The organism is Leucobacter tardus, from assembly GCF_017583045.1.
GTDB classification, from domain to species: domain Bacteria; phylum Actinomycetota; class Actinomycetes; order Actinomycetales; family Microbacteriaceae; genus Leucobacter; species Leucobacter tardus.
Genome location: NZ_JAGFBF010000003.1, coordinates 1 through 24,100, shown reverse-complemented (window position 1 = coordinate 24,100; position 24,100 = coordinate 1). Strand labels below are relative to the sequence as shown.

The window sequence follows — 24,100 nt, the reverse complement described above, 5'->3', positions numbered from 1 at the left end:
CGGTGGAGCCGCGGGGAATCGAACCCCGGTCCACTTCGATGATTCCGTGCCTTCTACGGGTGTAGTTCGTGCAGGCGTTCTACTCGGCCCCGTCCGTTGTCACGAACACCTCGGACGACGGGCCCAGCCTCACGCAGAGTCCCGATGTGCCCTGAGGCGCGACACATCAGCAAGCCTCCTGAATGACGCCAGGAACCGGGGTGGAGGCGAACCCGGCCTGACGGACTCGGTCTCGTGCTTAGGCAGCGAGAGCGAAGTCGGTGCGCTTTGCGTTGGCACCTATGGTTTGCGAAGGGCGTTAACGAGATAACTTCGCGTCCTCGACCCGCTTCTCACGGTCTCAAATCGACGTGTCGAAACCGATCGGCCCCGAGAGAGGAGTGACATCACGCACTGTGGAGTTGTCAATGTGACACCGGCTGAGCCGGCCTTTCAGGATACCACGCCGGTTCTGGCCGTGTCGATCACCGCGGCACGGCTCGGGCACCCTCCACGGCTACTCCCCGAGCCGGTTGCGCTGACGCATAGCGCGCTCGGCCTCGCGGGTGTCCTGACGCTCGCGAAGCGTCTGCCGCTTGTCGTATTCCTTCTTGCCCCGAGCCAGCGCGATCTCGACCTTGGCACGCCCGTCGAGGAAGTAGAGGCGCAACGGCACCACCGTCAGACCGCCCTCGCGTGTCTTCTGATAGAGCTTGTCGATCTGCTGGCGGTGGAGCAGAAGCTTGCGCTTGCGCCTGGGCGCGTGGTTCGTCCACGACCCGTTCAGATACTCGGGGATGTACGCGGCATCCAGCCAGGCCTCACCGCGTTCGAAGAAGACGTAGCCGTCGACGAGCGACGCGCGCCCCATGCGCAACGACTTCACCTCGCTGCCCGTGAGGACCATGCCGGCCTCGTAGGTGTCGAGAATGAGGTAGTCGTGCCTCGCCTTCTTGTTCGAGGCGACCAGCTTCTCGCCGCTCTCCTTGGGCATCGCTCACATCCTCTCGCGGGTTCGCCAAAGCACCAGCTTACCGGTTCGAGTCGGTCAGCGCCCCTGATGGGCGTTGGGCGCTACACGCGGAGGTAGCGGGTGATGGCGATCTTCGCGGCGATCCCCGAGAGCACCACACCCACGAGCACGAGTATCGGCGGTACCACAAGCGATTGCTCGACCGTGATGTAACTCGTGAAGGGCACTTCCGCGACGAGGAAGTCTTGCACGAAGAACTTCACGATGCCCACCGAGGCCGCGCCGGCAAGGACCGCACCCACGAGGGCGGCGATCACCCCCTCCAGCACGAACGGCGTCTGGATGAACCGGTTCGACGCGCCGACGAGGCGCATGATGCCGATCTCGCGACGGCGGGAGAAAGCCGAGAGCCGGATCGTCGTGGAGATGAGCAGCATGGCGGCGACGAGCATCAGCCCGGCGATGGTGACCGCAGTGTAACTCGCGACGCCGAGGAAGAGGAAGATGCGATCGAGCAGGCTGCGCTGATCGGAGACGCTCTGCACGCCCGGAATACCCGCGAAGGTCTCTTGAATAATCGCCGACTCGGACGGATCGTCGAGCTTCAGCCAGTACGTCTGATTGAGCTGCTCGGCCCGGGTGATATCGACGATCGGGTTGCCCGCGAACTGCTCGGTGAACTCTTCGTAGGCCTGTTCGTGATCGACGAAGAAGTAGTCGTCGATGTAGGGCGCGAGCACATCGGAGTTGAGCGCATCCTCGACCGCCGCGATCTGCTCCTCCGAGACGTCTTCGCCCGAGCACGTCGCACTCTGGTCGAACTCCGTGCAGAGGTAGACGGCGACTTGAGCACGGTCATACCAGAAGGTCTTCATCTGCTGCACCTGCAGCTGCATGAGAATCGCAGTTCCCACGAACGTCAACGAGACGAACGTGACGAGGATGACGGAGATCACCACCGAGAGGTTGCGGCGGAGTCCGTTCCAGACTTCTCCGAGTACGAGCCCTACCCTCATCGAACCGGCCCCACATCCGTATCGTCGTCTTCGTCTCTCGAGAGCCCCAGCCTCGAGGCAACCCCACCCTCGGACGCGAGTTTGACGGGGTCGATGTCTTCGCCGGGCTCGAGGAACGCAGGGATGCGGTCATCCCGCCGCTGCCCCGCGACGACAGTGAGGTCGTCGTCATCTTCCGCCGGGGCCTCCGCCGGTGTCCAACCGGCCTCGGTCTCAGGCGGCGTCGCGTGGGGTGCCCGGTACCTGGCATCGTCAGCCACGGTTGCGGGGTCCTCTCCGATGCCGCCGGCATCGGAAACCTCAGATGCGTCATCGACCGTCTCCACGACGGCGTCCGAGGATCCTGGGATCTCAACCGGCACGGCGCCGGGCGGAGCGACACCGGAGGCGCCCGCGTCGCTGCGTCCGATTCGACCGCTCGCGGCGGTCGCTTCTCCGCCGAACTCGGGAGCGAGCGCGGCGCGCACGACTTCCTCGCTCGTCCGGAGCACCTGTGCACTCACAGCAGGCAGCTCGGTGACCGGGATCGACGCCGTCTCGCCGTAACCTCCGCCGATCTCGTCGCGAACGACGATGCCCTGCGAGAGCTCGACGACGCGCTGCTGCATGATGTCGACGAAGGTCGCCTCGTGGGTCGCCATGACGACGGTCGTGCCGGAGGCGTTGATCGCCCGGAGCAGCTGCATGATGCCGAGGCTGGTCGCCGGGTCGAGGTTACCGGTCGGTTCGTCGGCCATCAGGATCGCCGGCTTATTCACGATCGCACGTGCGATGGCGACGCGCTGCTGCTCGCCGCCGGAGAGCTCGTGCGGGTACCGCTTGGACTTGTTGCCGAGACCGACCATCTCGAGAGTGTCGGGCACCGCCTCCTGGATGAACCCGCGCGACTTGCCGATGACCTGCAGCGAGAACGCGACGTTCTCGTAGACCGTCTTGTCGGTGAGGAGCCGGAAGTCTTGGAAGACCATGCCGAGGTTGCGGCGGAAGTACGGCACTTTGCGCGAGGAGATCCGACCAAGATCTTGCCCGAGAACGTGAATGTTGCCGGACGACGGCTGCTCCTGCCGCAGAATCAGCTGCAGGCAGCTCGACTTGCCCGACCCCGAGGCACCGACGATGAAGACGAACTCGCCGCGGTCGATCTTAAGGTCGATCGAGTCGAGCGCAGGGCGCTGCGTACCTCGGTACTGCTTGGTGACGTTCTCGAAGAGGATCATGACGAACCCAACCTTACGCTCGACGATTCCGGGAGCACCCGCGACGCGCAGGCACTCGTCAGGCTCTCAGCTTTCTGCGGACGCCTGCTCCAGCGAACGCCATTTGATGCCTGCGGCGATGAACCCGTCGATCTCGCCGTCGAAGACCGAGTCGGGCTGCGTGGACTCGTGCCCCGTGCGCAGATCTTTCACGAGCTGCTGACCGTAGAGGAAGTACGAGCGGATCTGATCGCCCCAGCTCGCCGTGATGCTGCCGGCGAGCTCCTTCTTCTTGGCCGCTTCTTCTTCGCGTTGCAGCAGCAACAGGCGCGTCTGCAGCACCCGCATGGCGGCGGCACGGTTCTGGATCTGGCTCTTCTCGTTCTGCATGGAGACGACGAGGCCGGTCGGCAAGTGGGTGATGCGCACGGCCGAGTCGGTCGTGTTCACCGACTGGCCGCCGGGCCCCGAGGAGCGGTACACGTCGATGCGCAGATCCGTTTCGGGCACGTCGACCTCGGTCGCCTCCTCGAGCAGCGGGATCACCTCGACACCGGCGAAGCTTGTCTGGCGCTTGTCGGCCGACCCGAACGGACTGATGCGAGCGAGTCGGTGCGTGCCGGCCTCGACCGAGAGCGTGCCAAACGCGTACGGCGCGTCGATCTCGAACGTCGCCGACTTGATGCCCGCACCTTCGGCGTACGACGTGTCGAGCACCTTGGAGGTGTAGCCCTGCTTCTCGGCCCACCGGAGATACATGCGGAGCAGCATCTCGGCGAAGTCTGTCGCGTCGTCGCCGCCCGCGCCCGAGCGGATCGTCACCACTGCGGCGCGTTCGTCGTACTCCCCCGAGAGCATCGTCTGCACCTCAAGGTCCTGCACGGTCTTCTCGAGGTCTGCGAGTTCGGTCGCCGCCTCGGCTGCCGCGTCCGCGTCCTCAGCCTCGGTCGCGAGCTCGACGAGCACCTCGAGGTCGTCGAGGCGCTGCTCGACGCCGCGTACGCGCCGCAAGCGCGCCTGCCGATGGCTCAGGCCACTGGTGACGCGCTGAGCGGCATCGGGGTCGTCCCAGAGATCGGGCGCGGAGGCCTGGGTCTCCAGGTCGGCGATCTCGGACTCCAGACGCGGGAGGTCGAGAACGGCCGCGATGTCGTCGAACGTGGTGCGGAGGGCGCGGATACGGGCGCTGAAATCGAGATCGAGCATGATGGGCCCAGCTTACTCGCTACGCTTGGGCGAGACGCTTCTGCCGCGAGATCCGGGTCATCTGCACGACGATCACGAGCACGAGCGCACCGATGAACACCATGGCCGCGAGCACGTTCGCCTGCGCTGGGACCCCGCGCAACGCTGACGTGTAGATGAACTTCGGGAACGTGTTCTCAGTGCCCGCGTTGAAGTTCGTGATGATGAAGTCGTCGAACGACAGCGCAAAGCTCAAGAGCGCGGCACCGATGATGCCCGGGGTGAGCATCGGCAGGGTGATGCGCCAGAACACTTGCGCCGGTGAAGCGTAGAGATCCCGCCCGGCCTCCTCGATCGCGGGACTGAGGCTCGCCACGCGCGCCTTCACCGCGACCACGACGTACGAGATGCAGAACATCGTGTGCGCGATGATGATCGTGCCGAGGCCCTTCTCCACGCCGGCGAGCAGGAACTGCGCGGCGAGTCCTGCACCCAGCACGACCTCGGGGGTCGCCATCGGGGTGAAGAGGAGCAGGCTGATCGTGGACCTGAACTTGAACCGGTATCGAACCAGAGCGATCGCGATCGCGGTGCCCATCACGGTGGCGGCGATCGTGGCGACCGTGCCGATGAGAATGCTGTTGCCGAACGCCTCGCAGACGGCCGGCGCCCCGCAGGGGTTCGACCAGTTGTCCAGGGTGAACCCGCGCCAGGTGATGTTGTTGCGGCCCGCGTCGTTGAAGGAGAAGAGGATGACGTGCCCGATCGGCAGGAGCAGGTAGATGAGCGTGATCGCGGCGACCACGGGAACGAAGAGCTTGCCGAGACTGAATCGATTCACAGGAGATCCTTCGCTCCGCTGCGGCGCACGTAGGTGGCGACGAGGATGAGAATGGTGGCCATCAGGATCACCGACAGCGAGGCCGCCATCGGATAGTTCTGGGTCTGCAGGAAACTCGCCTCGATGACGTTGCCGATCATGGTCGTGCTCGTCGACCCGAAGAACTCGCGAGAGGCATTGATGTAGTCGCCCGACATCGGGATGAAGCTCAGGAGAGTCCCCGATACGACGCCTGGCATCGACAGCGGCAGCGTCACCCTGAAGAACGTGGCCACCGGCGACGCGTACAGGTCTGAACCCGCTTCGACGAGCTTCAGATCGAGCGACTGCAAGGACGAGAACATCGGCAGCACCATGAAGGGGATGAAGTTGTAGATCAGGCCGAAGATGACCGCCGCATCCGTGCCGATCATCTGCGCGGGCAGAATCTGCTTCCAGGCCAGCGCACGCAGCAGGAAGCTGATGAAGAACGGCGCGATGACGAGGATCAGCAGCACCCCCTGCGCGATGGGGAACGGCCGCATGGTGACGCCGATGAGGTACGCGAGCGGATAGCTGATGAGCAGACCCACGAAGGTGGCGATGAGGGCGTACGCGAAGGACCGCAGAATCTGGGGCCAGTACTCGGATACCGCCGTCGCGTAGTTCGCGATCTGGAACGCCTGCACGTACTCCCCGATGCCGCCGGTGTCGGCTGCGGTCTGCACCGATGTGATGACCAATTGGATGAACGGGGCGAGAAAGAACAGGAGCATGTAGGCGATGCCCGGAGCGAGCAGCGCGAGCGCGATCCAGGGCCGCTTGCGCGGCGCCTGACTGACCTCGGTGTCGGTCGAGGCGAATGCTGCGAACGCCATGGCGCTATGCCACCGTCTCGCCCTGAGCGGCGATCACCTGCGTCGAGAATTCGGTCGTCAGCGCACCGGGATCGAGCTGGTCGTCTGCGAGACCGAACGTGTGCTCGGCGAGCCAGCTCACCCACACGTCCTGACCTGCGGACGCTGTCGGCCCGGCCTCCACGTTCTGCGCGAAGACCTGCACCGATCCGAGCACCGGCGATTCGACGGTGTACTGCGTGCTCACACCGATGAAGGCGGCATCGGTGATGCGTCCGGGGCCCAGCACGTTCACGCCGGCCTGAGGCTGGGGCTCGGAGTGGTGCAGCCGCAGCTTCTCCGGCCGCACGCCGACCGTGATCTCTCCGCTCGTCCGTTCGGTGCGCGACTTCGCCACGGTGATGCGCTGGCCGCCCAGGTCGGTGTGGATCGCATTCTCGTTCTCACCGGTGACGGACACTCGGAACAGGTTGGACTGGCCCAGGAAGCTCGCGACGAAGACCGTGCGCGGCAGCTCGTACAGCGCCTCCGGCGCGCCCATCTGTTCGATGCGTCCCCGATTCATGACGGCGACCGTGTCGGCCATCGTCATCGCCTCCTCCTGATCGTGCGTGACGTGCAGGAACGTCAGCCCGACGGACTGCTGAATGTCCTTGAGTTCATGCTGCATCTGGCGACGCAGCTTCAAGTCGAGAGCGCCCAGCGGCTCATCGAGCAGCAGGAGCGCCGGCCGGTTGACGACCGCCCGGGCCAGGGCTACGCGCTGCTGCTGTCCACCGGAGAGCTGCGCGGGCTTGCGATCGGACACGTGATCGAGCTCGACCAATTTCAGCGCCTCATGCGCCTTCGCCAGCGGATCCCCGACTCGACGCCGACGCAGACCGAAGGCGACGTTCTCGAGCACCGTCATATGCGGGAAGAGCGCGTACGACTGGAACACGGTGTTGACGGGCCGACGATGCGGCTTCAGGTGCGTGACATCGTTGCCGCCGATCAGGATCTGACCGGCCGAAGCCTCCTCGAGACCGGCGACCAGGCGGAGCGTCGTCGTCTTGCCGCACCCTGACGGACCGAGCAGGGCGAAGAAGGATCCGGCGGGAATGGTGAGATCCACGCCATCGATCGCCGTGAACCCCGGGTATTCCTTGCGAATGCCGGCGAGCCTCAGATCAGCACCCGCCTCCGCGAACTTCTGCGCGTCGACCATGGCCTACAGCCCCAGGACGGACTGGAACGCCGAGGTGAACTGGTTGTCCTCCTGCGGGGTCAGCGTACGGAAGCCGTGCAGGCGGGAGTTCATCTCGTCATCAGGGAAGATGAGCGGGTTGTCCACCTGATCGGGATTGACGCTTTCCATGGCTTCGCGCGCGCCCTGGACCGGCGTGATGAACTGCACGTAGTCGGCGACCTGCGCCGCGACCTCGGGCTGGTAGTAGTAGTTGATCATTTCTTCCACGAGGGCCTTGTTCTCTGCGCTCGTGCCGTTCGGCACCGTGAAGGAGTCCGCAGCGATCACGCCGCCGGACTCGGGCACCTCGAGCGTCCAGCGATCACCCTGCTCGAAGTTCAGTGCCGCGATGTCGCCGGTCCAGGCGATGGCGGCAAGCGTGGTGTCGGTCTCAAGATCCTGCGTGTAGGAGTTGCCTTTCACCTGCGAGATCTGGCCGCTCTTGATGCCGTCGTCGAGCCAGGCCAGTGCGGCGTCGAACTCCGCGTCGCCCCACTCGCCCGCGATATCGACGCCCTGCGCCGACATGATGATGCCCATGGTGTCGCGCATCTCGGAGAGCACGCCCACCTTGCCCTTGAGTTCGGGTTTCAGGAAGTCGTCGAGCGTCTTGATGCCGTCGGGGACAGCCTCGGTGTTCCAGACGAAGCCCGAAGCAGGGGCCTGCCACGGGATGGTGAACTTCCGGCCGGGATCGACGTCGAGACTGTCAACGAGCGAAGTCAGGAGGTTCGAGAGGTTCGGGATGTTGGCGTGATCGAACTCCTGGATCTCCTCGGCCTCGAGGAGGCGCGCGTTCATCCAGTCCGTCAACGTGATCGTGTCGTACCCGGTGAACTGGCCGAGCGCGAGCTGATCCTTGATCTTGCCGAAGAAGGTGTTGTTGTCGTCGATGTCCTCGATGTAGTTCACGTCGATATTGGTGTCCGCCATGAACGCGTCCAGCGAGGCCCAACTGCCCGTATCCGCATCGTAATCGAGGTAGTAGGTCCAGTTGCCCCAGACGATGCTGCCCGCGGACCCATCTCCGCCCGTGCCGCCGCCGCTCGCGCAGGCGGAGAGCGTCGCGGCACCCACCCCTGCCCCGGTGAGCAGCGCACCGCGCAGCAGCGACCTGCGATTGAACTGCGCACCGTTCATCATGCCGATGAGCTTGCGCACCATCGGGTCTTCGGGCATACGTCTGGCCATGAGCACACTCCCTCGTGATCTCCACATGTGGACGTTCAGAGAATGACATATCGTCACCCCCAGCGCCACATCGAACGCGCGCTTGAAACAGAAACTTCATCAAAGAAGTCGCTTCTTCGGCCGAAAGTGACGATTTCATCGGTCGCGATGAGACGATACAACGGATTCCGGGGTGCTCCCCGCTCTCGTCCAGGATCGATCCGCCGAGGCGCGGCACATGCCGCAAGACATCTCTCGACGATCCCACAGCTGAGAATATGCGCACCGAAAGAACGCTTCGACGACGAAATCCTTTGCTTTTTCTCGTTCCGAATGACAGAATCATCAGCGTGAGCGCGAAACGGACTCAACCCAACCTCGACTCGACGTCGAAGGCCATCATCGAGCAGTTGCAAACCGATGGCCGTCGTTCGTACGCCGAGATCGGCAAGGCGGTGGGTCTCAGTGAAGCTGCCGTGCGCCAGCGCGTGCAGAAGCTCACGGACGGTGGCGTCATGCAGATCGTCGCGGTGACGGACCCGATGAGACTCGGGTTCAGTCGCCAGGCGATGCTCGGCATTCGCGCCAGCGGGGACACCCGCGCCGTCGCGGATCAACTCGCCGAGATGCCCGAAGTGGACTACGTGGTGCTCAGCGCCGGTTCGTTCGACATCATGGCGGAAGTGGTGTGCGAGGACGACGATGATCTCATCGAACTGCTCAACCGCAAGATCCGCGCCATCGAGGGCGTCGCCTCCACCGAGACGTTCGTCTACCTCCAACTCAAAAAACAACGATACGACTGGGGAACACGATAACCATGTCCTACGATCCGACTGCGGCATTCGACACCGCCGCCCTGCAGGCGAAGGCGTCGAGCCACCTCTGGCCCCACTTCACCTCGCGCAAGGTGCTGAACGACGGCATCCCCGTCATCACCCGCGCCGAGGGCCACAAGATCTACGACGCCGCCGGCAAGGAGTACATCGACGGTCTCGCGGGCCTGTTCGTCGTGAACGCCGGTCACGGCCGCGAACGCATCGTTCAGGCCGCTGCGAAGCAGATGCAGCAGCTCGACTTCATGCCGCTGTGGTCGTACGCGCACCCTGCAGCCGTCGAACTCTCCGAGCGCCTCGCGAGCTACGCTCCCGGCGAGATGAACAAGGTCTTCTTCACCACCGGCGGCGGTGAAGCGGTGGAGTCGGCGTTCAAACTCGCCAAGCACTTCTGGAAGCTCAAGGGCCAGCCCATGAAGCACAAGGTGATCTCCCGCTCGGTCGCGTACCACGGCACCCCGCAGGGCGCCCTCGCGATCACCGGCATCCCCGACATGAAGAAGTTCTACGAGCCGCTCACCCCCGGTGGTCACCGCGTGCCGAACACGAACTTCTACCGCGCCGAAGAAATGGGCGCTCCGACCGAGCTCGAGTCTTTCGGACAGTGGGCTGCGAACCGCATCGAAGAGGCGATCCTCTTCGAAGGGCCCGACACGGTCGCGGCCGTGTTCCTCGAGCCCGTGCAGAACTCCGGCGGCTGCTTCCCGCCTCCCCCCGGCTACTTCAAGCGCGTCCGTGAGATCTGCGACCAGTACGACGTGCTGCTCGTCAGCGACGAGGTCATCTGCGCCTACGGTCGCGTCGGCGACTTCTTCGCTTCGAAGGCACTCGGCTACGAGCCCGATATCATCACCTCGGCGAAGGGCATCACGTCGGGTTACGTGCCGCTCGGCGCGATGATCGTCGCCGACCGCGTGTCGGAGCCGTTCCAGTCGGAGGACAACACCTTCTACCACGGCTTCACGTTCGCCGGTCACCCCGCTGCCGCCGCCGCGGCGCTCGAGAACCTCGACATCTTCGAGGAGGAGGGCCTCAACGAGCGCGTACGCGAGAAGAGCCCGCTCTTCCGGGCCGAGCTCGAGAAGCTGCTCGACATCGACATCGTCGGCGACGTGCGCGGTGAGGGCTACTTCTTCGGCATCGAGCTCGTGAAGGACAAGGCGACGAAGGAGACGTTCAACGACGAAGAGTCGAACCGTCTGCTCCGCGACTACCTCTCGCCCGCGTTGTGGGAAGCCGGCCTCTACTGCCGCGCCGACGACCGTGGGGACCCGGTGATCCAGCTCGCTCCTCCGCTGACGATCGGAGAGTCGGAGTTCGCGGAGATCGGCGGCATCCTCCGCAGCGTCCTCAAGGACGCGTCCTCGAAGATCTGAGCGGATTCTCGAGCACCCGGACGGCCCGTCCCACTGCGGTGGGGCGGGCCGTCCGCTTTCTCTAGACTGGTGCGCATGCCAGCGATCCTCGACGCCATCGCCGCAGGCCCCGTCGTCCTCGACGGAGGCCTCGGCACCCACCTGGAAACCCGCGGCAACTCGGTCGTCTCCGCGCTCTGGTCAGCGAAACTGCTGCGCGATCGGCCCGATGAGGTGCTGGCAGCGCACCGGGACTTCTTCGCCGCCGGCGCCCGCATCGCGACGACCTGCTCGTACCAGGTCACGTACGAGGGCTTCGCGTCGGAGCGGGCCGAGCGCGACGAGGTCGACGCGCTGCTCCGATCCAGCGTGGAGATCGCTCGCCGGGCCCGCAGCGATGCCGGCTTGACGCCCGAGCAGGCGTGGGTCGCGGCATCCATAGGCCCCTACGGCGCCTCACCCGGTCAGGGCACCGAGTACACGGGCGACTACGACCTCGACGTCGATGATCTTCGCCGATGGCACCGTCCCCGCCTCGAGGTCCTCGCCGCGGCCGGCCCCGACGCCCTGCTCTTCGAAACGGTCCCTGCACTCGTCGAGGTCGAGGCGATCTGCCGCGAGCTCGCCGGTTCGGGTGCGACCGCCCTGCTCAGCGTGACCGTGGGCACCGGCGGCGCCCTGCGCACAGGCGCGTCGCTCGCCGACGTCGCCGACTGGGCGAACCGCACCAAGGAGATCCGCGCGGTCGGTGTGAACTGCGCGTCGCTCCGCGACGCCGACGCGGCGATCCGAACGCTCAGCGAGCGCACCGCGAAGCCGCTGATCGCCTACCCGAACACCGGAGAGACATGGGATCCGGATACCCGCTCCTGGTTCGGCGATCCCGCCCCCATCGACTCCTACGTCGAGGGCTGGCTCGACCGCGGCGTCCGTCTCATCGGCGGATGCTGCCGGGTCACGACCGAGGACATCGAGCGAATCGCGGACCGCGTAGAGCGCTGGGCTACTCCGTCCCCGCGTTGATCGTCGCCGCCTCGATGGCGCCGCCCTCGGACTTGCCGCGCTCGAGGATCTCGAGGTAGGTTCCGTCGTCGATAAGGCGCTGCAGCGCGTCGGCGAGCCGCGGGGAGAGATCGCTGCCCTTCGCCACGGGGAAGCCGTAGGGAACGGTGTCGAAGAGGTCGCCAACGACCTCGAGTTCCCCGTCCAGCTGGCTCGCCGCGTCGATCGTCACCGGCGAGTCGGCGGAGAACGCGTCCGCCTTGCCGAGCACCACCGCGTTCGTCACTTCGGGCTGTCCGGTGTAGGGCTCGATCACGATGGGGGGCTCGCCGGCCTCCCGGCAGGCGGCGTCCCGCTCCGGCAGTTCGATGAGGTGCTGCGTGCCTGTCGCCATCACCGCGATCGTGAGGCCGCAGGCGGCGTCGGGATCGACGTCGCTGCCCGGCTGCGCCGCCCAGAGCGTGCCGGCCTCGGAGTAATTCACGAAGTCGACGGCCTCCTGCCGCTCCAGGGTGTCCCCGAAGGAGCCAACCCCGACATCGATGGTTCCGCCCTCGATGCGCGGGAGAATGCTGTCGAACTGCAGGACCTCCCACTCCACCTCGAGCCCGAGCTCACTCGCAATCGCCGCGACGAGGTCGACCGCCCACCCTGTCGGTTCGCCGTCATCGGTCTTGAACTCGTTCGGCGGGTAGTCGACGATCGTGCCGACCTTGAGCACACCGGACGCTTCGATCTCACTCCAGGTGCGCGCCTCGTGAGCCGCGTCCGGCGTCGCTGCGTCTCCCCCAGCGACGTCGGTGTTGACGCAACCGGTGAGCACGAGGGTCGCTGCAGCGAGGACAGCAGGAGCAAGGTGTCGGCGCTTCACTCGTCCATTCTGGCGTTCGCTGGAGCTTCGCAGCCCGTGTGTGACACGCGGTGACGCACTGAACGCAGAAGCGCCCCGCTCCCGGAGGAGCGAGGCGCTTCGCAGTGTCTCAGGCGAGTATCGCCGATCCCTGCAGCAGACTTAGCGGCGCAGTCCGAGACGCCCGATGAGGGCGCGGTAGCGCTCGATGTCGACCTTCTGCAGGTACCCGAGCAGACGCCGACGCTGGCCGACGAGCAGCAGGAGACCGCGGCGCGAGTGGTGATCGTGCTTGTGGTCCTTCAGGTGCTCGTTCAGGTCGGTGATGCGGCGGGTGAGCATCGCCACCTGGACCTCGGGGGAACCGGTGTCACCTGGGGTGGTCGCGTACTCATCGATGATCGCCTTCTTGACCTCTGCATTCAGTCCCATATGGCGGTCCCCTTTCTGTCGTTGCGCGGCGCGACCAGCCCGATGCTGGTGCTCTCTTTCTCCGCGGCCGTTCTGACGGCAACCTCAGTATCTTAGCACCTTTCGTCTGCGCAGCGCGGATCCGATGCCGAACGGGTCGTGCAGACTCCCCGCGTCCGCTCGCCCGACCCCGTCGCGAAACGGTTACGGCACGGTTACGGCAGGGAAACGATGATGACACGCCCGCGAAACAGACCCATCGGAGACTGATGCCACGTTCACACTCGGTGCTCCGAGAGAAAGGTGCCTCATATGGAAGCCACAGACGTTTGGATGCTCGCGAGCACCGCGCTCGTCCTCATCATGACCCCGGGCCTCGCGCTGTTCTACGGCGGACTCGTTCGCGTGCGGTCCGTCGTCAACATGATGCTCTTCAGCATCAGCGCCATGGGCGTGGTCGGCATGCTCTGGATCCTCTTCGGATACGGCATGAGCTACTTCGCCGAGGGCGAGACCGGCTGGTTCGCCGGCAGCCCCATGAAGGATCTCGGACTGGTCGCCACCGATCAGGCCGACTTCATCGGTATCGGGTTCGGCGTGACCTTCGCGATGATCGCGACGGCGCTGATCTCCGGCGCCATCGCCGATCGCGTCGGACTGGGCTCCTGGATCCTCTTCTCCGGCGTCTGGGCGGCGCTCGTCTACTTCCCGGTGGTCTCCTGGGTCTGGGGTGGCGGCTGGGTCATGCAGCTCGGCGACATGCTCGGGACTCCCGAAGTCATCGACCTCGCCGGAGGCACCGCGATCCACATCAACGCGGGCGCCGCAGCTCTCGCTCTCGCGATCGTCGCGGGGAAGCGTCGCGGCTTCGCACCGGGTTCGCACCGCCCCCACAGCCTGCCCCTCGTGACGATCGGCGCCGCACTGCTCTGGTTCGGGTGGATCGGCTTCAACGCCGGTGCAGCGACCGAAGCGGGTGAAGCGGGCCTGATCCTCGTGAACACGATCGGCGCTCCCGCAGCCGGCATCGTGGGCTGGTTGCTCGTCGATGCGATTCGGGGACGCAAGCCCAGCGTGGTCGGCGCCGCCTCTGGCGCCATCGGCGGTCTCGTGGCGATCACCCCCTCGGCGGCCAACCTGTCGCCGGTCTGGGCGCTGCTGCTCGGCATCATCGCCGGCGGCGCTTGCGCGTTCGCCATCGACTGGAAGTACCGACTCGGTTACGACGACTCGCTCGACGTCGTCGGCCTGCACCTGGTCGCGGGCATCATCGGTACCGTCTACCTCGGCTTCTTCGCCTTCGACGACGGCCTCTTCATGGGCGGAGACGCCGGCCTGCTCCTCGTCCAGACGATCTCGGTAGTCGGAGTGATGATCTACTCCTTCGTGGTCTCGCTGCTCATCGCGTTCGCGGTCAAGGCGATCACGGGTCTCCGCGTCCCCGCAGCGGTCGAGGACGCCGGCATCGATCCGGTCGCACACGGCGAAGAGGCGTACGCGCTGACCGCCGAGGAGCTCCGCGAACAGCGCGAAGAAGAGGGACGCCTCGTCAGCGCCCCGTAATCACGGGACTAGGCTCGGAGTATGACCGCAGCCGCTCGCCCCGACGTCGACCCCGCCGCACTCGCATCACTCGCATCCCGACTCGCCCAGCACGTGGCGACCGAGATCCTGGAGATGCGGGAGCGCGGGGTCGACGTCGCTGCCACGAAGTCCAGCGACGTCGACGTCGTGACGGCCGCCGATCAGGCGGCGGAGCGCATGCTCACCGAGGCGCTGATCGCCGAGCGGCCCGCAGACGGAATTCTCGGTGAGGAAGGCGCCGGGCGAGAGAGCGCGAGCGGTATCACCTGGGTGCTCGATCCGATCGATGGCACCGTGAACTACCTCTACAACATTCCCGCCTACGCCGTGAGCGTCGCGGCGACGGTCGCCGATCCCGACGCCTTCGCGGACGGCAGGCGCGCCATCGCCGGCGCGGTCTGCAATCCGCGCACCGATGAACTCTTCTCGGCACACGCCGGAGGGGGTGCTCGCCTGAACGGCGCGCCGATCCGGGTGTCCGCGCAGACCGAACTCGCCCAGGCGCTCGTGGCCACCGGATTCGGCTACACCGTCGAACGGCGTACCGAACAGGCGCGGATCGTCTCGGAGCTGATCCCCAGGGTCCGCGACATCAGGCGCATCGGGGCTGCCTCGTACGACCTGTGCCTGCTCGCCGCCGGCCGTCTCGACGCGTACTACGAGCGCGGGCTCCAGCCGTGGGACTACGCCGCGGGAGCGCTCATCGCGCGCGAAGCCGGTGCCGAACTGCTCGGCGCGGACGCGACCACGCCGCCTGGCGAACCGTACCTGGTCGCGGCGAACGGGGATCTCGCGTCGCGCCTCCACGCGGCGCTCGGGTTGTCGGGCGCCGACGCGTAGACGCGGCGTCACGACCGGCCGGCGCGGCCGGCGTCGCGCTCGCGCGATCTACGCGACGCCGAGCGCCGCCTCGATCGGGCCGCGCGCGAAGAAGACGACGAAGCCCAGCGCGACGACCCACAGCAGCCAGTGCACCTGCTTGGCCTTCCCTCCGAGCGCGTGGATGAGCACCCAGGCGACGAAGCCGGCACCGATGCCGTTCGCGATCGAATAGGTCATCGGCATCACCGTCACCGTCAAGAAGACGGGCAGCAGCACATTGAACTGCGAGAAGTCGATGTACTTCACCTGCGCCATCATCATCGCGCCCACCACGACGAGGGCGGCAGCGGCCACCTCCGTCGGCACGACCTGCGTGAGCGGGGTGAGGAACATCGCGGCGATGAAGACGAGGCCGGTGACGACGTTCGCGAGCCCGGTCCGGGCCCCCTCCCCGATACCGGCACCCGACTCCACGAACACCGTGTTCGAAGACGCCGACGTCATGCCTCCGGCGACGGCCCCGACGCCCTCGACGACCAGCGCCGACTTCAGGCGCGGGAAGTTGCCGCGCTCGTCGGCGAGCCCGGCCTCGCGCGACAGGCCGGTGAACGTGCCCATGGCGTCGAAGAAGTTGGTGAAGAGCAGCGTGAAGACGAGCATGACGACGGTGACCATGCCGACACGTCCGAAGTCGAAGTCGACGGCGCCGATGAGACTCAGGTCGGGCAGGGCGAACGGAGCACCCGACAGGGTGGGAACCGTGAGACTCCATCCGCCGGCATTGCCGTCCGCCACGGCACCGAGGTGCCAGACGGCCTCCACGATCACCGCGACCACGGTGCCGGTGCCGAGCCCGATGAGCAGTCCGCCGCGGATCTGCTTCGCCACGAGCACCCCCGTGATGACGAGCGTGCCGACGAAGATCAGGGTGGGCACGCTGCCGACCGATCCCCCGACGCCGAGACCCACGGGTGGCGACGCCTCACCCGTCGACGTCACGAAGCCCGCATTGACGAAGCCGATGAAGGCGATGAACAGGCCGATGCCCACGGTGATCGCGAGCTTCAACTCGACGGGGACCGCGTCGAAGATCATGCGACGCAACCCGGTCACCGCAAGCAGCACGATGAGCAAACCGTTGATGACGACGAGCGCCATCGCTTCGGGCCAGGTGACCTGACCCACGACCGAGAACGCCAGGAAGGCGTTGATGCCGAGTCCGGCCGCGAAGGCGAACGGCAATCGGGTGACCACGCCGAACAAGATCGTCATGACGCCCGCGGTCAACGCGGTCACGGCGCTCACCGCGGGGAACGCGAGCTGGTTGCCGTCGACGTCGACGCCGCTCGTCAGAATGATGGGGTTCAGCACCACGATGTAGGCCATGGTCACGAACGTGACCAGCCCGCCGCGCACCTCGCGCCCGAACGTCGAACCGCGCTGGGTGATCCCGAAGTAGCGGTCGATACCGCCGCGGAACCCGGAGTGCTTCGGTGCCTCGGCCCCGCCCGGCTGCGTCGTCTCTGTGGCTGTCACGTTCTCCCCGACCTCATTCCCTGCACGAACGAGCACCGCCTCTCCGGCGCGCACGCGGGCGCGCGTCGACGCGCACGCCCGAAGAGAAACGCTACCACTCGCACGAGCGGCGCCCGGCAGATCCGAGGATCCGCCGGGCGCCGCTGGTGCAGAAGATGTCGGTCAGCCGACCGACACGAGGTCGATGATGAAGATCAGCGTCTTCCCGGCGAGCGGATGCCCCGCCGCGTTGCCGTACGCCTGCGCCGGCGGAACGATGAGCTTGCGTCGCCCGCCCGTCCGCATCCCCGGAATACCGATCTGCCACCCCTCGATGAGCGACCGCAGGGGGAATCGAATCGTCTCGCCGCGGCTCCACGACGAATCGAACTCTTCACCGGATTCGTAGTCGACACCGAGGTAGTGCACCTCGACGGTCGAACCGCGCTCTGCCGCATCGCCGTCGCCCTCGACGAGGTCGATGACCTCGATCTCGGCGGGCGGGGGGCCGTCGGGGAAGTCGATTTCGGGCTTGGTCAGTGCTGCGTCAGTCATACGGGCATTCTCTCGCGGTCGTGCCGCGAAGTCTCGGGCTTTCGCTCTCAGAGGAACCCGCGCACCGGGAAGAGGCGGGCGGAAGGCACCGAGGGATATCGGATACCCTGGACACGTGAAATTCGCGCATCTGAGCCTCTCCCCCGCCACCGACCCCGAGCTCGTCGTCGTCGACGGTGAATTCGCGACGCCCGTGAGCCGTCTGGGCTGCGCGGCCGCGACGTTGCAGGAGCTCATCGCCGCGGGTCCCGAGGAGCTCGAACGGGTGCGGTCCGCCGTTGCCGACTCGGACGGGGCCCACGCAGTCGCGATGACAGAGACCACTGCGGCCCCGGCCGTCGTCGACCCGCCGATCGTGCTCGCGGTCGGGCTCAACTACGACGAGCACGCCAGTGAGCTGAGTCTCGACAACGATTCGGGTCCCGTGCTGTTCTCGCTCTTCCCGAACTCGCTGAACGCGCACGGTGCCGAGGTGCCGCTGCCGACCCACCTGAGCGAAGAGGTCGACTACGAGGGCGAGCTCGGTGTCATCATCGGCAAGCCGGCGAAGAACGTGTCCGTCGACGAGGCGCTCGACTATGTTTTCGGCTACACCGCGATCAACGACATCACCGCCCGCAACATCCAGTTCGCCGAGCCGCAGTGGTCGCGCTGCAAGTCGTTCGACGGTTTCACCCCCGTCGGGCCGGTGGTCGTCACCGCGGATGAGATCCCGGATCCGCAAGCACTTCGGATCACCACGGACGTCGACGATCTCCGCGTGCAGGACTCGACGACCGAGTACATGATCCGCTCGGTCGCGCAGCTCATCGCATCGCTGTCGCAGTCGCTCACTTTGCTGCCGGGCACGCTCATCTCGACGGGCAGCCCGGGCGGCGCCGGCAAGTCGCGCACTCCTCCGCTGTTCCTCGCCCCGGGGACCGAGGTCACGGTGACGATCGAGAAGATCGGCGCGCTCACGTCGCACTGCGTCGAGGCGTGAACCGCTCAGTGGGTCTCACCGGTGTTCCGGTGAGACCCACTGGTGCATTCAGGACTGTTCGGGGCGCTCGACCGGCTTCTCCAGCGTCTCGACCTCGCCCGCTTCCGGGGTGAGCCCGGCGAGACGCGCGGGCTGCAGCAGCTCCGCGAGCTCGGCGGCCCCCAGAAGTCCGCGTTCCACCACCAGGTCGGCGACCGGCTCATTGGTGCGGAGCGCCTCCTTCGCCAGCGCTGCGGCTTCGGCGTAGCCGAGAACGGGCGCGAGCGCCGTGATCACGGTGACCGATCGCGCGACCGTGTCGGCGAGTCGCTCCTCGTTCGCCGTGATGCCGTCGACGCAGTTCTCGCGCAGGGTGCGGCAGGCGCGCTCGAGCCAGGTGATCGACTGGAAGAGCGAGTGGGCGATGATCGGCTCGAATGCGTTCAGCTGCAGCTGCCCGCCCTCAACCGCCATCGACACCGTCACGTCGGCCCCCGCGACAGAATAGGCGACCTGTGAGACGGCTTCGGGGATCACCGGGTTCACCTTGCCCGGCATGATCGATGAACCGGCCTGCACGGCGGGCAGATTGATCTCACCGAGTCCCGCCTGCGGACCCGACGAGAGCAGACGCAGATCGTTCGAGATCTTCGACAGCTTGAGCGCGCTCCGCTTCAGGGCACCCGAGAAGGTGATGAAGACTCCGGTATCGCTCGTGGACTCGACGAGATTGCCGGCCGAGACGAGCGGCAGGCCCGTGTTCTCGCGCAGTTGGCGAACAACGGCCTCGCGGTAGCCGTGCGGCACGTTGATGCCCGTGCCGATCGCCGTGGCCCCCATGTTCACCTCGGCGAGGAGAGCGACCGCTTCATCGAGCCGCTCGATGTCTTCGCGCAGTGTCACCGCAAACGCGGTGAACTCCTGCCCGAGCGTCATCGGCACGGCATCCTGCAGCTGGGTGCGGCCCACCTTGATGATGTGGTCGAACTCCCGACCCTTCGCGGCGAACGCGTCCGAGAGCAGCTGCAGTTCGTCGAGCAGACTGCGCAGCGAGAACGCCAGCGCGATCTTGATCGCCGTCGGGTAGGTGTCGTTCGTCGACTGACTCATGTTGGTGTGATCGTTCGGGTTGATGAACCCGTAATCACCCTTCGGGTGACCCGCGAGCTCGAGCGCACGGTTCGTGATGACCTCGTTCGCGTTCATGTTCGTCGAGGTACCGGCGCCGCCCTGCACCACCCCGACCACGAACTGGTCGTGGAGCATGCCGGTGCGCACCTCCTCGCAGGCGCGGTCGATGAGGGTCGCGCGCTGCTCATCGAGCGCCCCGATCTCATGGTTGGCACGGGCTGCGGCTTGTTTCACGCACGCGAACGCGCGCACGAAGTCGGGGTACACGGAGACCGGACGTCGAGCGATCGGGAAGTTCTCGTTCGCCCGTGCGGTGTGCACCCCCCAGTAGGCACTCGCCGGGATCTCGAGGCTCCCGAGCGAATCGGTCTCGGTGCGGGTTTGGGCGGACAGGGCATCACTCACGGATATCGGTTACTCCTGGTTCAGTGCGCACAGCGGCCCTCCCGCCGTGCAGGCACCAGACCAGCCTACTCGTCGCCCCCGTGCGATTCGGGATCCTTCGCCGGGCCCCGGGTGCGGCGCCGCGGAGCGTCGCCGCGATCGTCGGGAACGTCCTCGACCGGGAGCGATACGGTTCCCGTGAGCGCCGCCGCCGCGGGGCTCTCCTGCGGCGCGGAATCGGCGGGGATCACGAGCTCGGGGCCGCGTCGCAGGACGGAGAGCGGCGCGGTGAGCGTTTCGCTCTGCTCCGCCGGATCGAGCCCAGCGTGGGGCCGCCCTGCGTGCGTCACGGTGACACGGGCGCGCGGTCCGATACGCAGGCGCAAGGAGCGTTCGGTGAGCAACCACACCACCCCGACGCCGCAGGCGAACAGTCCCGCCGCGGCTGCGACGAAGAGCGTCGAGCGCGCCCCGAGCGCATCCGCCGCCGCCCCGACGATCGGAGCACCGAGCGGTGTCCCTCCCATGAGCACCGCGAAGTACAGTGCGAGCACGCGGCCCCGGACGAGCGGGTCGGTGGTGGTCTGCACGAACCCGTTCGCGGTCGTGAGCAGCGTGGAGGTGCAGTACCCCAGCAGCATGAGCGACGCCGCGAACGTCCAGAACGTGGGCATCGCCGCGGCGATCGCGCAGGACAACCCGAAGCCTCCGGCGGAGAGGATGACGACGCGCATGCGCGCGGCCGGTCTGCGTGCGGAGAGCAGCGCACCGGTGAGCGAGCCGATCGCGAGGATGGATGACAGCACTCCGTACTCCCCAGCGCCTCGACCGAACTCGACCGCCATGGTGGAGGACATGACCGGGAAGTTCATGCCGAACGCCCCCAGTACGAAGACCATGATGAAGATCACGACGAGGTCGTGTCGGCGACGCACGTAGCGGAATCCCGCGGCGAGCCGGGTGAGCTGCGATTCCGCCGCGGCAGCGGCGTCGATCGTGCGGCGCGGGATCCGGATCGCCGCCAGCGCGGTGAGGACCGCGAGGAACGAGAACGCGTTGATGAGGAACACCCACCCCGACCCGACCACGGCGATGAGCACGCCGGCGACGGCGGGGCCGAGTAACCGAGCCGAGTTGAAGGAAGCGGAGTTCAGGGCGACGGCGTTCGACAGCTGCGTCGGTCCCACGAGGTCGGACACGAAGGCCTGGCGAGCCGGAGTGTCGAACGCGTTGACGACTCCGAGAGCGAGCGCGAAGCCGAACACGTGCCAGAGCTCGGCGCGCCCCGAGATGAGCAGGAGGCCGAGCCCGAGCGCGAGCAGCATGAGCAGCGTCTGCGTGATCATCAGGACGCGTCTGCGATCGAAACGGTCGGCGACCGCACCGCTGAATGGCACGAGAAGCAGTTGCGGTGCGAACTGGAGCGCCATCGTGGTGCCGACGGCGACCGCATCGTTCGACGTGAGCTCGGTCAGCACGACCCAGTTCTGCGTGGTCGCCTGCATCCACGCACCGATGTTCGAGAGCAGGGCCCCCATGAACCAGATGCGGTAGTTGCGGATCTTCAGGGAGCGGAACATGGGTCAGAAACGGTCTGCGTTGTCCAGCAGTCGACGAATGCGGTCGGGGATCGGAGGGTGCGTCGCGAAGAGGCGCTGGACGAGGCCCGGCTTCAGGGGGTCGGCGATCCAGAGGTGCGCCATGCTCGAGTTCTGCCGCTGCATCGGCTTGCCGTACTCGGAGAGCTTGTGCAGTGCACTCGCGAGGGCCTCCGGGTGGCGGGTGGTGAGCGCGCCGGTCGCATCTGCGAGGTACTCGCGCTGGCGTGAAACCGCGAGCTGGACCATCGTGGCGAGCAGGGGCGCCACGATCATCGCCACGAGCCCGAAGATGAGCATGACGGGGTTGCCGTTGTTGTTGCGGCCGAAGAACGCCAGTCGCATCATCATGTCGGCGATCATGCCGACCGCGACGACCAGACCGTAGACGATCATGTTCACGCGGATGTCGTAGTTGCGGACGTGCCCGAGCTCGTGGGCCATCACTCCTTCGAGCTCGGCATCGGTCATGATGTCGAGCAATCCCGTCGTCGCCGCGACCATCGCGTGCTCGGGGTCGCGACCCGTGGCGAACGCGTTCGGGGCGGGGTCATCCACGATGTATACCTCGGGCATCGGCGATCCCGTGGTGATCGAGAGGTTTTCGACGATGCGGTACAGGCGGGGGTGATCCTCGGAGCCGATGCGCCGCGCGCCGCTCATCGAGATCGCTTGCTTGCCCGCCGCGAAGTACTGGAAGAGAGCGTACCCGAGCGAGATCGCGACCACCGCGATGACGATGCCGGGAGACTGGTAGATCACCGACGCCAGCCATCCGAGCCCTCCGACGATGAGCAGGAAGAACAGGATGATCAGGACACTGTTGACCTTATTGCGCCGAATGGCCCGGTACAACGCTCCTCCTTATCAGCGGGATCAGAATTGGATGCGGGGCGGCTCGGAGATGGACGCCACGTCTTCGACCTCGAAGAAGTCTCGCTCTCTGAACCCCAGACCGCGCACGAAGATCGTGTTCGGAAACACCTGAATCTTCGTGTTGAACTCGCGGACGCCACCGTTGTAGAAGCGACGCGATGCCTGGATCTTGTTCTCGGTGTCCACGAGCTCCCCCTGCAGCTGCAGGAAGTTCTGGCTCGCCTGCAGCTGAGGGTACGCTTCGGCGACGGCGAAGATGCTCTTCAGCGCCTCCTGCATGTGGTTCTCGGCCACCGACGCCTCGGCAGGTCCTTGAGCGGAGAGGGTCTCGGCTCGAGCGGACGTCACCGACTCGAAGACTCCCCGCTCGTGAGCGGCGTATCCTTTCACGGTGTCGACGAGGGTCGGAATCAAGTCCGCTCGACGTTTCAGCTGCACCGTGATGTCGCTCCACGCCTCATCGACGCGCACGCGAAGCGTCACGAGCGAGTTGTACGTCGCCCACACGTAGATGACGAGAATGACGACGATGCCGAGCGCAATGAGAAGCGCGATCATGGAACCAGTCATGCGATGATCCTAGCCTCGTGCCCGGCGAATTCGCTGTGCGGGACCGTTCTCCGGTTGATGATTTCGGCGGAACTCGGGAGGATGCCCGAGCCATCGGTATCGGAATGTGACTTTCCGCGCCCCGTGAGTGATCGAACGCGGTGAAACCGCGGGAGTGGTTCGCCGACCGCGCACCTCGGGGGCCCATCGAACCGGCAATTCAGTGGCTCCGCCTTTGACAGGCGTTGCGCACGCTCCCTAGCTTGGGGATCAACGACCCCCCAATGAAGAGAGGCTCTTCCTGTGATCTCACGCACCCGCCGATCCACCACTGTGGCCGCACTCGCCACAGCAACTCTCGCCGTCGGCCTCGTCGGCTGCGCCGGCGGAGACGGAGGTGGTGACGAGGGCGGCGGCTCGGGCAACCTCGAGGACAGCTACACCGTCGCCACCGACAGCTCGTTCGTCCCCTTCGAGTTCGAGCAGGACGGTGAACACGTCGGGTTCGACATGGACATCGTCAACGCGATCGCCGACGAGGTCGGGTTCGATGTCAACCTCGAGGTCACCAACTTCGACGGCATCATCCCCGGCCTGCAGACCGGATCGTTCGACATCGCGATCGCCGGCATCACCATCACCGACGAGCGCAAGAACGCCGTGGACTTCACCGATCCGTACTACAAGTCGGGCACGCGCATCGCCGTCCCCGAGTCGAACGACTCGGTGGAGGCCATTGAGGATCTCGGCGGACTCACCGTGGCCTCGCGCCTCGGATCGGCGCCGCTCGACTACCTGGCCGAGAACGTGCCGGACGCCGAGGCGCTCCCGTTCGAGCAGCTCGACCAGATGTATCTCGCGGTCGAAGGCGGATCCGCCGATGCACTGCTGTACGACGCGCCGAACGTCGAGTACTACATTCAGACCACCGACACCGACCTCAAGGTCGTCGGCGACCTCTACGAGGCTCAGGACTACGGCATCGCCGTCTCGCAGGGGAACGAAGACCTCGTGACCGCGATGAACGACGCACTCGCCACCCTCATCGAGAACGGCACCTACGCCGAGATCTACGAGGAATGGTTCGGCGAGCAGCCCCCGTGGCTCGACGAGCTCGCCGCATCGGCAGACGAGAACTAACCGCACTCCACAGTCGGGGGGGGGGGGGGCCCCCCCCCCCCCCCCCCCCCCCCCGCCCCCCCCCCCCCCCCCCCCCCCCCCCCCACCCCCGGGGGGGGCGGCGGACT

Annotated in this window: 23 protein-coding genes and 1 other RNA gene; 7 read left to right on the top strand and 17 right to left on the bottom strand. The window is 66.3% G+C overall.

Going from position 1 to position 24,100, the window contains the following annotated elements; translation table 11 throughout:
- From ssrA to J4H85_RS05170, 9 genes are all read right to left on the bottom strand, one after another.
- Nucleotides 1-371: a transfer-messenger RNA gene (ssrA, locus tag J4H85_RS05210) on the bottom strand.
- Nucleotides 372-496: 125 nt separating this feature from the next.
- Nucleotides 497-973 (bottom strand): SsrA-binding protein SmpB, encoded by a 477-nt coding sequence (smpB, locus tag J4H85_RS05205; protein WP_208237579.1) that lies wholly within the window; start codon nt 971-973, stop codon nt 497-499.
- 80 nt (nt 974-1,053) lie between these two features.
- Complete coding sequence (gene ftsX / locus J4H85_RS05200) at nt 1,054-1,968, bottom strand: permease-like cell division protein FtsX (RefSeq protein WP_208237577.1); 915 nt, start codon at nt 1,966-1,968, stop codon at nt 1,054-1,056.
- On the bottom strand, nt 1,965-3,185 hold the full coding sequence (gene ftsE, locus J4H85_RS05195) for a cell division ATP-binding protein FtsE (RefSeq protein ID WP_208237575.1): 1,221 nt from the start codon (nt 3,183-3,185) through the stop codon (nt 1,965-1,967). Before ftsE ends, ftsX begins: the two co-directional genes overlap by 4 nt.
- 66 nt (nt 3,186-3,251) lie before the next feature.
- Nucleotides 3,252-4,370, bottom strand: a complete 1,119-nt coding sequence (gene prfB, locus J4H85_RS05190) for a peptide chain release factor 2 (RefSeq protein ID WP_208237573.1) — start codon at nt 4,368-4,370, stop codon at nt 3,252-3,254.
- Nucleotides 4,371-4,389: 19 nt separating this feature from the next.
- Nucleotides 4,390-5,190: an ABC transporter permease gene (locus tag J4H85_RS05185; protein WP_208237571.1), complete on the bottom strand. Its 801-nt coding sequence runs from the start codon at nt 5,188-5,190 to the stop codon at nt 4,390-4,392.
- On the bottom strand, nt 5,187-6,047 hold the full coding sequence (locus J4H85_RS05180) for an ABC transporter permease (RefSeq protein WP_208237569.1): 861 nt from the start codon (nt 6,045-6,047) through the stop codon (nt 5,187-5,189). Before J4H85_RS05180 ends, J4H85_RS05185 begins: the two co-directional genes overlap by 4 nt.
- A 4-nt stretch (nt 6,048-6,051) precedes the next feature.
- Nucleotides 6,052-7,233, bottom strand: a complete 1,182-nt coding sequence (locus J4H85_RS05175; protein WP_208237567.1) for an ABC transporter ATP-binding protein — start codon at nt 7,231-7,233, stop codon at nt 6,052-6,054.
- Nucleotides 7,234-7,236: 3 nt separating this feature from the next.
- The gene (locus J4H85_RS05170) at nt 7,237-8,445 is read right to left on the bottom strand and encodes an ABC transporter substrate-binding protein (RefSeq protein ID WP_208237565.1); all 1,209 of its coding nucleotides are present in this window, start codon (nt 8,443-8,445) and stop codon (nt 7,237-7,239) included.
- Between the two features lie 329 nt (nt 8,446-8,774).
- On the opposite strand from J4H85_RS05170, the gene J4H85_RS05165 reads away from it, so the two are divergent.
- The 3 genes from J4H85_RS05165 to mmuM all read left to right on the top strand — a co-directional run bounded on the left by J4H85_RS05165 (nt 8,775) and on the right by mmuM (nt 11,638).
- The gene (locus tag J4H85_RS05165; protein ID WP_307863430.1) at nt 8,775-9,242 is read left to right on the top strand and encodes an Lrp/AsnC family transcriptional regulator; all 468 of its coding nucleotides are present in this window, start codon (nt 8,775-8,777) and stop codon (nt 9,240-9,242) included.
- A gap of 2 nt (nt 9,243-9,244) precedes the next feature.
- Nucleotides 9,245-10,636 carry an aspartate aminotransferase family protein gene (locus tag J4H85_RS05160; RefSeq protein ID WP_208237561.1) on the top strand — a complete coding sequence of 464 codons (1,392 nt, stop codon included), beginning with the start codon at nt 9,245-9,247 and terminating at the stop codon, nt 10,634-10,636.
- 75 nt (nt 10,637-10,711) lie between these two features.
- Nucleotides 10,712-11,638: a homocysteine S-methyltransferase gene (gene mmuM, locus J4H85_RS05155; protein ID WP_208237559.1), complete on the top strand. Its 927-nt coding sequence runs from the start codon at nt 10,712-10,714 to the stop codon at nt 11,636-11,638.
- Here the strand turns inward: mmuM and J4H85_RS05150 are convergent.
- Both J4H85_RS05150 and rpsO read right to left on the bottom strand, forming a co-directional pair.
- The gene (locus J4H85_RS05150; protein ID WP_208237557.1) at nt 11,619-12,488 is read right to left on the bottom strand and encodes an ABC transporter substrate-binding protein; all 870 of its coding nucleotides are present in this window, start codon (nt 12,486-12,488) and stop codon (nt 11,619-11,621) included. The genes mmuM and J4H85_RS05150 overlap by 20 nt on opposite strands.
- Before the next feature lie 141 nt (nt 12,489-12,629).
- Nucleotides 12,630-12,899 carry a 30S ribosomal protein S15 gene (gene rpsO, locus J4H85_RS05145; protein WP_208237555.1) on the bottom strand — a complete coding sequence of 90 codons (270 nt, stop codon included), beginning with the start codon at nt 12,897-12,899 and terminating at the stop codon, nt 12,630-12,632.
- A gap of 291 nt (nt 12,900-13,190) precedes the next feature.
- On the opposite strand from rpsO, the gene J4H85_RS05140 reads away from it, so the two are divergent.
- Together J4H85_RS05140 and J4H85_RS05135 are read left to right on the top strand one after the other, a co-directional pair.
- Complete coding sequence (locus J4H85_RS05140) at nt 13,191-14,441, top strand: ammonium transporter (protein WP_208237553.1); 1,251 nt, start codon at nt 13,191-13,193, stop codon at nt 14,439-14,441.
- Between the two features lie 21 nt (nt 14,442-14,462).
- The gene (locus J4H85_RS05135) at nt 14,463-15,302 is read left to right on the top strand and encodes an inositol monophosphatase family protein (RefSeq protein ID WP_208237551.1); all 840 of its coding nucleotides are present in this window, start codon (nt 14,463-14,465) and stop codon (nt 15,300-15,302) included.
- A 48-nt stretch (nt 15,303-15,350) separates the two neighbouring features.
- Here J4H85_RS05135 and J4H85_RS05130 read toward each other — a convergent pair whose 3' ends face one another.
- The gene (locus J4H85_RS05130; protein WP_208237549.1) at nt 15,351-16,820 is read right to left on the bottom strand and encodes an NCS2 family permease; all 1,470 of its coding nucleotides are present in this window, start codon (nt 16,818-16,820) and stop codon (nt 15,351-15,353) included.
- A gap of 162 nt (nt 16,821-16,982) precedes the next feature.
- Nucleotides 16,983-17,354: an FKBP-type peptidyl-prolyl cis-trans isomerase gene (locus J4H85_RS05125; protein WP_279592026.1), complete on the bottom strand. Its 372-nt coding sequence runs from the start codon at nt 17,352-17,354 to the stop codon at nt 16,983-16,985.
- 115 nt (nt 17,355-17,469) lie between these two features.
- On the opposite strand from J4H85_RS05125, the gene J4H85_RS05120 reads away from it, so the two are divergent.
- Nucleotides 17,470-18,336 carry a fumarylacetoacetate hydrolase family protein gene (locus J4H85_RS05120; protein WP_208237547.1) on the top strand — a complete coding sequence of 289 codons (867 nt, stop codon included), beginning with the start codon at nt 17,470-17,472 and terminating at the stop codon, nt 18,334-18,336.
- 48 nt (nt 18,337-18,384) lie between these two features.
- Here J4H85_RS05120 and J4H85_RS05115 read toward each other — a convergent pair whose 3' ends face one another.
- From J4H85_RS05115 to J4H85_RS05100, 4 genes are all read right to left on the bottom strand, one after another.
- Nucleotides 18,385-19,851 (bottom strand): aspartate ammonia-lyase, encoded by a 1,467-nt coding sequence (locus J4H85_RS05115; protein ID WP_208237544.1) that lies wholly within the window; start codon nt 19,849-19,851, stop codon nt 18,385-18,387.
- Nucleotides 19,852-19,916: 65 nt separating this feature from the next.
- Nucleotides 19,917-21,410 (bottom strand): MFS transporter, encoded by a 1,494-nt coding sequence (locus tag J4H85_RS05110; protein WP_208237542.1) that lies wholly within the window; start codon nt 21,408-21,410, stop codon nt 19,917-19,919.
- Between the two features lie 3 nt (nt 21,411-21,413).
- Nucleotides 21,414-22,283, bottom strand: coding sequence for a M48 family metalloprotease (locus J4H85_RS05105; RefSeq protein WP_208237540.1), 870 nt, complete (start codon nt 22,281-22,283; stop codon nt 21,414-21,416).
- A gap of 21 nt (nt 22,284-22,304) precedes the next feature.
- On the bottom strand, nt 22,305-22,862 hold the full coding sequence (locus tag J4H85_RS05100) for a LemA family protein (RefSeq protein WP_208237704.1): 558 nt from the start codon (nt 22,860-22,862) through the stop codon (nt 22,305-22,307).
- Between the two features lie 294 nt (nt 22,863-23,156).
- Here J4H85_RS05100 and J4H85_RS05095 point away from each other — a divergent pair, with 294 nt between their 5' ends.
- Nucleotides 23,157-23,993, top strand: a complete 837-nt coding sequence (locus J4H85_RS05095; protein WP_208237537.1) for a transporter substrate-binding domain-containing protein — start codon at nt 23,157-23,159, stop codon at nt 23,991-23,993.
- Nucleotides 23,994-24,100 lie beyond the last annotated feature (107 nt).